Genomic DNA, 10,393 nt, shown 5'->3' on the forward strand with positions numbered 1-10,393 from the left:
TTCTCTGCGAATCCCCGGTTAAACATTGTCGCGTTTCCCGGCATCGTGATATCCGGAGGTGAGACGTTCTTTCTATTGATGTCGAAGCCCGATGGGCTAACTCATTGCAGCTCTTTCAATCCATTAATCGTTCAAGTTCCAAGTTTCGAGTTTCGAGTTTCGAGTTTCAAGTTGCTGTTGTAGTTACCCTTTTATAGGTCAGGGGCTGTTGCGGGTTACTGGTCACTCAATCGTTAATCAATAATCGGCAATCGTTAATCCATCCCTCTGCGTCTCCCCTGTGTTCTCTGCAGTTAAACATTAGCGCGTTTTTTTGTGAAAGTCTCTTCTGAGTTTCAAGTTCCAAATTCCAGGACAACCCGACAACTTCAGATAACAATGACAACCAGATGCCAGGAAAACTTTCTACTTTCATCCCTGTTGGTGATTCCCGGGAATCAGGTATGTTTTTTGCACTTTGTCCAAACCTAAAAACCTGAGTTCGATTTTAGGCTCCCGTTAGCCCACCTGTTGGAAAAGCTTTATTTTTAACCCAATAAAATGATATCTAATTGTGAATCTCAAAATCAGCCTATGAAAAGATCGGGCCTTTTGCTACTCCTGTTCTCCTTGTTGACAAGTTCATTTGTCACTGCTCAAGTTGTTAACGAACCAATTGGCATGTACACCAAAGGCTTGTTGTTTACAAAAGATGTGTATGTGAAGTGTGAAATTGAGCTGACTCAGGAACAACTGCTGAAACTTTTCCTGAACGATCCCAACATGGATCAATACACCAAGCCACTGGCGATAAATTACATGTTCGGGAAGGTGCTCAGCTCCACAGCCGGCGTATTAATTGCTCTACCGATTGTTGAATCATTGCACGACAGCGGCTCACCAAACTGGAACCTGGCATACATCGGTGCCGGCTGCCTGGCAGCATCGATCCCTTTTAAGATAGCCTTTAAAAAGAAAGCCCGCCATGCTGTTGCCTACTATAACAGTGGCTATCGGGAAAAAGACGGATTGGGCCTGAAACTGGAGCCGGGACTGCAAAGCCTTCGTCTGACGATGAACTTTTAACAACACCAGATCGAAAGCTTCGCACCAAGAGGTTTTCATCATCCCCGTCAGTTTTTTAACTTTGGCTACGCTTTTAATTCAAAAACCGACATGACAACATACAAAAAAACCGACTGGCGACCAGGAACCATGGTCTATCCGGTACCTGCTGTTTTGGTGAGCTGCGGCGAAACACCCGACGAATACAACCTGTTAACCATTGCCTGGACCGGCACTATTTGCAGCGATCCCCCTATGTGCTACATCTCGGTTCGTCCGTCACGCCACAGCTACGAAATAATTAAACGAACCGGCGAATACGTGATTAACCTCACAACCGAAGAGCTGGCCCGTGCCACCGACTGGTGTGGTGTTAAATCGGGAGCCAAAGTGAATAAGTGGAAAGAGATGGGATTGACTCCTGCCCCCGCATCCGTTGTAAAAGCTCCAATTTTGGCCGAAGCTCCAATTTCAATCGAATGTAAGGTGAAGGACATTGTGAACCTTGGTACGCATGATATGTTTATCTCGGAAGTAGTGAATGTGATTGCCGACGAGCGATACCTCGATCCGGAAACCGGCGCATTCAGTCTCAAACAATCCGACCCGATTTGCTATGTACACGGCCACTATTTTAAAGTAGGAGAACAGATTGGCAAGTTTGGCTGGTCGGTCGAGAAGAAAAAGAAGAAGAAAAAATAACTGCTGACGAAAGTCCTGCAAAACAGATAAGGAAACAACGAATATGAGCAAGAATCCATTATTGGAGCCCTTTAACACCCTGCATGATACGGCTCCGTTTACAAAAATAAAAAACGAACATTACCTGCCCGCTTTTACGGAAGCGATCAAACAGGCGAAAGCAGAAATTCAGACTGTTATCGATAATCCCGACACGCCTACCTTTGCCAATACCATTGAAGCGATGGAGGCAACCGGTGAGCGACTGAATATTATCCGCGGCGTATTCTTCAATCTGAACTCAGCTGAAACGGATGATGAGATGCAGAAAATTGCGCAGGAAGTAGCACCGATGCTTTCCGAGTTTGGTAACGACATCAGTTTAAATGAAGATCTTTTTGCCCGCGTTAAAGCCGTTCATGAGCAAAAAGACCAATTGAAGCTGACTGTTGAGCAACAAACTTTATTGGATAACAGCTACCTAAGCTTTGTACGTAACGGAGCCAACCTGAGCGCTGAGGACAAGGAAACCTATCGAAAAATCACTTCGGAATTAAGTAAGCTGGGCCTGCAGTTTCAACAAAATGTACTGGCCGAAACCAATGCTTTTGAGTTGCACCTGACCAACGAAGATGACTTGGCCGGATTACCGGAATTTGTTCGCGAAGCTGCTGCGTTAACGGCTAAGCAAAAAGAAAAAGAAGGCTGGATTTTCACCTTACAACATCCCAGCTTTGTCCCCTTCATGAAATACAGCGCCCGCCGAGACCTGCGCGAAAAGTTATTCCGGGCATCATCGCGCAAGGGAAATCAGGATAATGAATACGATAACAAGGAAGTCATTCAAAAAATATTAAAGCTGAAACTTCAAAAGGCTAAACTCCTGGGCTATAAAACCCATGCTGATTTTAAGCTGGAGCGTCGGATGGCTGAAACACCGGACAAAGTAGCAGGTTTTCTGGACGAATTACACAAGGCATCAAAGCCTTTTGCACAGCAAGACCTGGCAGAGGTACAGCAGTTTGCAAACGAAAATGGTTTTGAAGGAACGATTGAACGTTGGGACTGGGCCTATTATTCGGAAAAACTGAAAAATGCCCGTTACGGCTTCAACGAGGAAGAAGTGAAACCTTACTTCAAATTGGAGAATGTCGCTCGGGGTATTTTCGGCCTGGCCAAACAACTCTACAAACTGGAGTTTAAAGAGAATCCGGAGATTGAAGTTTATCATCCCGATGTGAAACCCTACGAAGTTTACAACGAGAAAGGTGATTTTATTGCGGTGTTCTACATGGACTTTTTCCCGCGCGAAAGTAAGCGATCGGGGGCATGGATGACAGATTACCGCTCACAATACCTGGAAAAAGGCATCAATAAACGTCCGCACATTAGTATTGTCTGCAATTTCACCAAGCCAACCGAAACGAAGCCATCATTGCTTACTTTCGATGAGGTGACAACCTTCCTCCACGAGTTTGGCCACGCCCTGCACGGCATGCTTAGCCAATGCCAATATGCCAGTACATCGGGCACAAATGTGTTCTGGGATTTTGTGGAACTACCTTCTCAAATGCACGAAAACTGGGCCTACGAAAAAGAATGGCTGGATAAATTTGCCGTACACTTCGAAACCGGGGAGAACTTACCCGAAGAGTTAATTCACAAGATTGTGGCGGCTAAAAACTTCCAGGCCGGATATTTCTCGGAGCGTCAGCTAAGTTTTGGTATGCTCGACATGGCTTACCACACCAAAGCAGAACCTTTGGGAGTGTCGATTCCGGACTTTGAAGCTAAAGCGATGAAACCAACCGAACTGCTCAAACCGGTCGACGGCTCGCTGATGAGTACTGCCTTCTCGCACATTTTTGCAGGTGGTTACGATGCTGGCTACTACAGCTACAAGTGGGCCGAAGTCTTGGATGCTGATGCTTATTCAGTATTCCAAAAGAACGGGATCTTTGATCAGGCCACAGCTGATTCATTCCGCCGGAACATCCTTGAAAAAGGAGGAAGCGAACATCCGATGACTCTTTACAAACGATTCCGTGGTCAGGAACCAACAGTCGATGCCCTGCTCGAACGCAGTGGATTAAAAAAGTAAAAAGACTACAACCAGATAACAAAAGGTCGGTTCGAATTTCGGATCGACCTTTTCTGTGCATCATCAGCAAGAATGAAAATAACCAGATCCGAAATTTCTTCAGGTTAAATAAGGACGTAAGCCCGAAGCGCTTAGGGCCTATTATCAAGACTGAAATTCAAAAAGGCAGCCCCGGGGGTGACCTTGCCCTGGTCGGAGGGTCGACTTGCCCTACCTCGAGGGTGCACGGAGCACCCTAAAAGGTGCCTTTACCCTGGTTCGAGGGTCCCAAATACACCTTCGAGGGTGGCCGTGCCCTGGTCGGAGGGTCGACTTGCCCTACCTTGTAGATACACCGGGCACCCTCAATCGCAGCGGGACATAAAAAAAGGCAAACACCGCTGTGTTTGCCTTTCTAACCTTTTCTCTCTGTGTATGTATGAAAAAAACTCTGTTCTCTGTTTTTCCTTCATGGCTTTGAGGAAAACTCTACTCTTCATTTATCAATTACTGTGCCAAAACAAAGGAAATGGTTAGGTTTTGAACTCTGCATTGAATATTCTTTAATGATCACAAGCCAGATAGACTCAAATACAGCCTATTTTTGCCGCATCTAGCCAAACAACTTACAAAAAAGAGCAAGTACCTCTGCACTTGCTCTCTAACCTTTTCTCTCTGTGTATGTATGAAAAAACTCTGTTTCAATATCTATTAACCAACTACCATACCAAAACTTCACAATAAGGCTACAGGAGCCAATTCATTAAGAAACATTAAGAGTTTTAACTCGCTTTGACAGAAATCCACCTCCTGAAAGCAAAAAGGCAAGCGCCTCTGCGCTTGCCCTTCAAACCTTGTCTCTCTGTGTGTATGTATGAAAAAACTCTTTCTCGAGTTTTCGCTTCATTAGGTGAAGGAAAACTGTTGTTAAAAAATTATCAACTACTATGCCAAAGCCCTGAAGAACAAGAAACAGACAGCCTTTTTAAGATTTATTAAGAACTCGTCGGCTATTTTCACCCATCGGGAATACTTCAAGACCATTTCTTCCGTTTTCCTAGAACTTATTAGTGCCAATACAATTAAATATGACAGAAAGAATGAGAGCGATTACGACGAACAATTACATTCGAAAATTCCAGCCTTTTATCAAAATAACACTGCTATTTTTCATTTTGACTATTCCGGTTCAAAGTGAAGCTATTCATTGGCCAAAGCTTTTTAAAAAGAAGGCAGATAAGAATAAAGACAAAACGGAAATGGCCACCATTGATGGTCGTGTTACGGAGGAAGATTTCCAGGAACCGCTCGAAAAAGCGACAATCCAGCTCAAAGGAACCGGCGTATACACGGTAACAAATCGTTTTGGATACTACCGAATGAAGTTGCCTCCAGCCGATTTTATGGTTGAAGCGATACACCCATCCATTTACAGCGAGTTCTATAATATGTCGACCTACGAGGGTATTTTTACCCCAATGGGAGCCGTTCGACTGGAGCCGGTAGTCGTAGGCCGCAAAGAGCAACGCGACATTGCCTCGCGCATTGACCTTGTAAAACACCCCGCAGCAGTGCATAACACTTCGGCATTCGACTTGTTGAAACAGGCAGGTTCTACTGAATTTAACCAGCTCTTTAGCTCGGAGCCATCAGTCTACCTGATGGAAAACGGCGGAGCTTACGGAAGTTCTGAAATCCGTGTCCGGGGTTTCGCAGCGAACCAAAACCAAGTCGTCTTTAACGGCATCTCCCTAAATAATCCGGAAACAGGCCGAATGAATACAGCCCTATACCCCGGGCTCAACGACTGGGCCAGCGAGGTGCAATTTACAACCGGTGTGGCCTCGGGAAAACAGAGTGAACTTGGACAAACCGGCCTGATCAATGTACTTCCGTTTATGCCACGCAAAAAGTTTGGCGTAAATGTGCTGGCAGCTTTGGGTACAAACGGTTATCTGAAAACAGCAGCAACAGTCCACTCCGGGTACAGCGACCGTAAAATCGGCTTTACATTGAAGTTGGATCGTACAGGTGGTGACGGAATTGCAGATTTCACCGGATTCAAATCTTACGGATTGCTATTCAATCTTTATAAAGAATTCAACCACATGCACAGTTTCCTGTTTACCAATACCATGAAAACATGGCAGTCCGATCAACGAACCAGGCCGGATACAATTTCCAACATCGCCACTTATGGCATAGAACAAAACAACGACTGGGGATTTTTAGACAATAAAGCACTTGGCTGGAACAGTAATTTCGGTGTGACGAACCTGGCAACATTAACTCACCATTGGCACATGCAGGTGCATACACGACTGGTAAGTCAACTGTTCTTAGAGCTGACAAACAAGGCACAAACCTTCCCTCAAGGCACAATGGATGGGTTAAGCCCGTACCAGATCCCGACCACCAACACCGGACTGGTCGATTTTGATGCGATTTCGGCTTACAATAGCGGACAAACGAACACTGAAGACGACGGCATATCCATATTAGCTGCTGCAACCCATTCAATACGCTGGGGATTTCAATCACAGTTAATTCACGAATTCAATAAACAAACAAAAGGGTTTGTCGCGTTTGATTTTGAAAACTATGCCGCTAACCACTTTGGCACCGTCAACAATTTACTTGGAGCGAGCACTTTTACAAGCATAGCCAATGTAAACGGAACAACTACAACTGTAGAAAACCTGCTGGCCTCCGGCTTCTTCCCCAAAACAAAGAAGGCTGATAAAGTGGATCATGACTACCAGGCTGAGATTCGCAAAGCAGGGCTGAGTTTAAACCTGGAACATACAGGTAACAAAACCTTTAGCTATCTCGAAGGGGGGATTTACCTGAAAAGCCAGAAACGCAAAGACAAATTTGCCTATTTAAGTACGGATCCCTTAGCCGAATCGGAAGCCATTAACAAATTAGGCTGGCGTGTAGGAACGGGAGTGACTTACCGTTTAAATGAATTCAACTCATTCCGGTTGAATACAGGAGCTTCCAGTGCCCCGATCCACTTCGATGCGCTTTTCCCGGCAGCTAACAACTGGGAGAATACGCAAGCCCAAAACTGCAATCTTTATAGTGGCGATTTAGCTTATGTGCTCAACTCAGGCCGATTCTTCATCTCACTGCGAGGCTATGCCATGTACCAGCAAAACCAGGTCAATATTCAGCGCCTCATGCTGAACGAAAACGAGTCGTTTGCGTTGATTTCCGGCTTGGAACAATTTCACCGGGGTGTCGAGTTTAGCAGCCAGATTACATACCTGCGTCGCCACAACTTCTACCTCTCCGTCTCTTACGGGAAATGGACCTATGAAAAAACCGCAACCGCTTCAGTCTACGATACCAACAACCAACTGCTGAGCGAATCACAGATGCCGCTAAAAGGATACAATTCCGACAACTGTCCGCCTATCAGCATTTACCTGAAGAATGAATTCAACCTGTTGAAAGGCTTTGAGCTCAACATCAACTATTATCGCTCATTTGAGAGTTATGCGCCTATGTTGGTTCACAATTTCGACTCAAGCGACAGCCCGGATCAAATCAAACTTCCGTCGTTCGACCGCCTTGGAGCAGGGATAAACTACTACCACGAGTTTCGCAACAAACGTTCGATAAGCGTCTTTGGGGAAGTTCAGAATTTTCTGCAAAGCGAATACATTAATGCCATTTACACGAACATCAACGACGAAGGGGCATTCACCCAAAATCTGGCCCATTACGGTAGCGGAATGAGCTGGAATGTCGGACTAAGTTTCTTCTTTTAAACGAACATTAAACGGGCAATCTCAACTGATATCTTGCTGATATCTTCGAAAAGGAAACGAGCAAAAGAATTATGTGCATCATCATCGGCATTGTCGGAGATTACACGGATAACCGAGCAGGGAACACCGTAATCTTCGGCAACCTGAGCGATGGCTCCACCCTCCATTTCGGCACATAACATCTCCGGGAAATGGTGACGAATCCGTTCTTTCCCTTTGTGCGAGGCAATAAACTGATCGCCAGTAGCTATACCGCCAATATGAATTTTGGGTAAATATTCCGGGTTGATATCGGGATATTTTTTATCGTGCAGGTTATACAGGAACTGTTTCACTGCTTCGAGTGCCCGACGTTGAGCTCCCATGCGAACCTGGAAGCGAAATTTTTTGTGAAAAGGTGGCGTTAACGTACCAAAGCCTTCCAGGCGGCTTAAGTCAATATCGTGCTGTACCAACTGGTCGCCAACCACAATATCACCGATCGATAAATTCGGGTTTAGCGAACCCGCCATACCAATAAAAACCAACTGATCGACCTGAAACAAATTTATCAAACTTGTTGCGGTTGAGGCCGCAGCAACTTTTCCCCAACCGGAAAGGCACATCACAACCTCGTTGCCTCCAATCGTGCCTTCATAAAACTTACGCACGCCATGTTCATGGATTTTGAGGTTTTCGATGTCATGCTCGAGCAACTGAATTTCTTCGCGCATTGCGCCTATTAAACCGGTTTTCATTTCTCTCAGATTTTGGTGGTTGAATAGCCTAAGGTACCAATTTATTTTAACTCGTCTATTCCTCTTAAAAATTTTGATCAATCTATTTGTTAGATGCACACATTTCACCTAGCCCAACCCCATATCCTGCTTTTCCTCTCAGCTTGCGGTCCGGGATATAGAATAGATTTCGGTCCTTCAAAAGCCCAGAACTCCATGCTGAATCGTAGGCGACCTGGTTATCTGTTCGATAATAAGCCCAACAAAGAATTAATTCAGCAAATGAAAAATCCCCTGCATCAGTTAATACTGAAATACAGGGGATTAAATTTATAATACTACCCTTATTCTAAGTTAATTCTTTTGAAATACGCGAACGTAATCTATCTCGTAAGTGGTGGGCAGGCTACTCTCATCAACACCTTGGGCACCACCCCAGCTACCTCCCCAGGCCATATTTAAAATGACATAGAAGGGAGCATCATAAGGCCAGTCAGCGGTTCCCGTACCCGGGTTATTGTATGTGTAATACACTTCATCATCAAGCAGGAAGCTGATACTCGAAGAAGTCCATTCCATCGCATATTTATGAAACTCAGTCTGTGCAGTAGGACAACTTATGCTACCACTTTTGGGGTTGCCTCCGTAATGGTTAGTAGCGTGAAGACTCCCTACAATTACATTCGGGTCGTAGCCTACTTCCTCCATAATATCCATTTCTCCATCATCCGGCCATGCAGTAAAATTAACCGGCATCATCCAGAATGCGGGCCAGGTACCAACTCCTGTCGGAAGTTTGAGCCGGGCTTCAATATATCCATATTTCCAACCGGTGCTTTGTTTCCCGTACATGCGGATGGAATACACATTGCCGTTTATTTTGGCGGTCTTAATCTTTAAGGTACCATCAGTAATATAAGCAAGCGTATCGCCGGAGCTTGTTATTCCATTCACATAATATTGTAACTCGTTATTTACAAACCCGGGATCAGCTACCTGATAGGTCCAGTCGGAACCAGGCATCGCAGCTTTACCATTAGCCAGCCGGGCATCGTCAAACTCATCATGCCAAACAAGGGAATAACCGTCGGGCGTAACGATATTGTCAGATACATCTCCGCTTTGCTCAACAGTTATGGTGTCACGCACACTTCCTGATTTGACAACGAGAGATGCTGTTCTCTCCGAAGCTCCGGTATTCTTTTCCACAGTTACCGTAACTATTTCCTCACTATTGATACTTGAACTCGGAGAACATGTGACCCAATCTTCCGTGCTGTAAATTGTCCACTCACTGGTGACTGCAATATCCACAGTCGCAGTACCGGCATTGTTATCAAACGAAAGATTATGAGTTGACACCGTTATTGTAGCTGACGGATCTATGATACCATCATCATTTTCGTCGCCGCAACTGAGCAAGGCGAAGATCATCGCGATTATACTTAATATATACATTCTACTTTTCATGTTTCATTTTTTTCAATCCGTACAAGAAGATTCTTTCAATATAACTCCGCTAACCGTTACCTCAGTATTGGCCGGATTTCCTCCAAAATCGAAAACCAGGTTGACCTGATCGGCATCAATACCTTCCATATCCGTCATCTCAAATTCGTAATCTTCATAGGCCGACAGTGAAATATTACTGGTAAAATAGAACGTGTTATCGTCACCGTTTTTATAAAGCTTCACGGTAACATTACCAATGTCGGTAGTCGAATTTAAAAAACAGTGGAAGTCGTACATATTGGCAGAAGAGGTCGGAATATCAGTATTGAAAAAACATTGCGCCTGCCACTGATCGGTTGTAGCAGTAGGTAAGCTGAATGTATATGAATTCCCATCCTGCGTCATTTCCGGATCTGCGATCTGTGCCCATTCCGGTGCATAGTAATAGGTATTCGTAAATGTCGCTGTATTCCATAAGTTACAAGCCGAAGCTTCATTCCAACTAATTGCACCGGAACTGTCACAGGACGACTCCTTCAGAATTACACTGCTGACAGTTACCTCCGTATTTGCCGGGTTTCCTCCAAAGTCGAGTACCAGATTAACCTGATCGGCATCAATACCGTCCATCTCCGTCATTTCAA

At 44.9% G+C, this 10,393-nt stretch carries 7 protein-coding genes; 4 read left to right on the forward strand and 3 right to left on the reverse strand.

Annotated elements, in window-relative coordinates; all coding sequences use genetic code 11:
* Positions 1 to 573 precede the first annotated feature (573 nt).
* From AC37HE_RS03690 to AC37HE_RS03705, 4 genes are all read left to right on the forward strand, one after another.
* Positions 574 to 1,065, forward strand: coding sequence for a hypothetical protein (locus AC37HE_RS03690; RefSeq protein WP_500781433.1), 492 nt, complete (start codon positions 574 to 576; stop codon positions 1,063 to 1,065).
* Between the two features lie 90 nt (positions 1,066 to 1,155).
* The gene (locus tag AC37HE_RS03695) at positions 1,156 to 1,746 is read left to right on the forward strand and encodes a flavin reductase family protein (protein ID WP_500781434.1); all 591 of its coding nucleotides are present in this window, start codon (positions 1,156 to 1,158) and stop codon (positions 1,744 to 1,746) included.
* A gap of 43 nt (positions 1,747 to 1,789) precedes the next feature.
* A complete protein-coding gene (locus AC37HE_RS03700; protein ID WP_500781435.1) occupies positions 1,790 to 3,826 on the forward strand; it encodes a M3 family metallopeptidase in 2,037 nt (678 codons plus the stop codon).
* A 1,067-nt stretch (positions 3,827 to 4,893) separates the two neighbouring features.
* A complete protein-coding gene (locus tag AC37HE_RS03705; RefSeq protein WP_500781436.1) occupies positions 4,894 to 7,581 on the forward strand; it encodes a TonB-dependent receptor plug domain-containing protein in 2,688 nt (895 codons plus the stop codon).
* On the opposite strand, the gene AC37HE_RS03710 is transcribed toward AC37HE_RS03705, so the two are convergent.
* The 3 genes from AC37HE_RS03710 to AC37HE_RS03720 all read right to left on the reverse strand — a co-directional run.
* The gene (locus tag AC37HE_RS03710) at positions 7,578 to 8,318 is read right to left on the reverse strand and encodes a 5'-methylthioadenosine/adenosylhomocysteine nucleosidase (protein ID WP_500781437.1); all 741 of its coding nucleotides are present in this window, start codon (positions 8,316 to 8,318) and stop codon (positions 7,578 to 7,580) included. The two genes, AC37HE_RS03705 and AC37HE_RS03710, sit on opposite strands and share 4 nt — an antisense overlap.
* 333 nt (positions 8,319 to 8,651) lie before the next feature.
* Complete coding sequence (locus AC37HE_RS03715) at positions 8,652 to 9,767, reverse strand: family 16 glycosylhydrolase (RefSeq protein WP_500781438.1); 1,116 nt, start codon at positions 9,765 to 9,767, stop codon at positions 8,652 to 8,654.
* A gap of 12 nt (positions 9,768 to 9,779) precedes the next feature.
* Positions 9,780 to 10,393, reverse strand: a 614-nt coding sequence (locus AC37HE_RS03720; RefSeq protein ID WP_500781439.1) for a hypothetical protein, incomplete at its 5' end; no start/stop codon positions are given.

This window comes from Mangrovibacterium sp. (genome assembly GCF_059905295.1).

Coding starts and splice junctions, on each gene's coding strand:
- AC37HE_RS03690 (WP_500781433.1), top strand. CDS start 574: ATGAAAAGATCGGGCCTTTTGCTACTCCTGTTCTCCTTGTTGACAAGT.
- AC37HE_RS03695 (WP_500781434.1), top strand. CDS start 1,156: ATGACAACATACAAAAAAACCGACTGGCGACCAGGAACCATGGTCTAT.
- AC37HE_RS03700 (WP_500781435.1), top strand. CDS start 1,790: ATGAGCAAGAATCCATTATTGGAGCCCTTTAACACCCTGCATGATACG.
- AC37HE_RS03705 (WP_500781436.1), top strand. CDS start 4,894: ATGACAGAAAGAATGAGAGCGATTACGACGAACAATTACATTCGAAAA.
- AC37HE_RS03710 (WP_500781437.1), bottom strand. CDS start 8,318: ATGAAAACCGGTTTAATAGGCGCAATGCGCGAAGAAATTCAGTTGCTC.
- AC37HE_RS03715 (WP_500781438.1), bottom strand. CDS start 9,767: ATGAAAAGTAGAATGTATATATTAAGTATAATCGCGATGATCTTCGCC.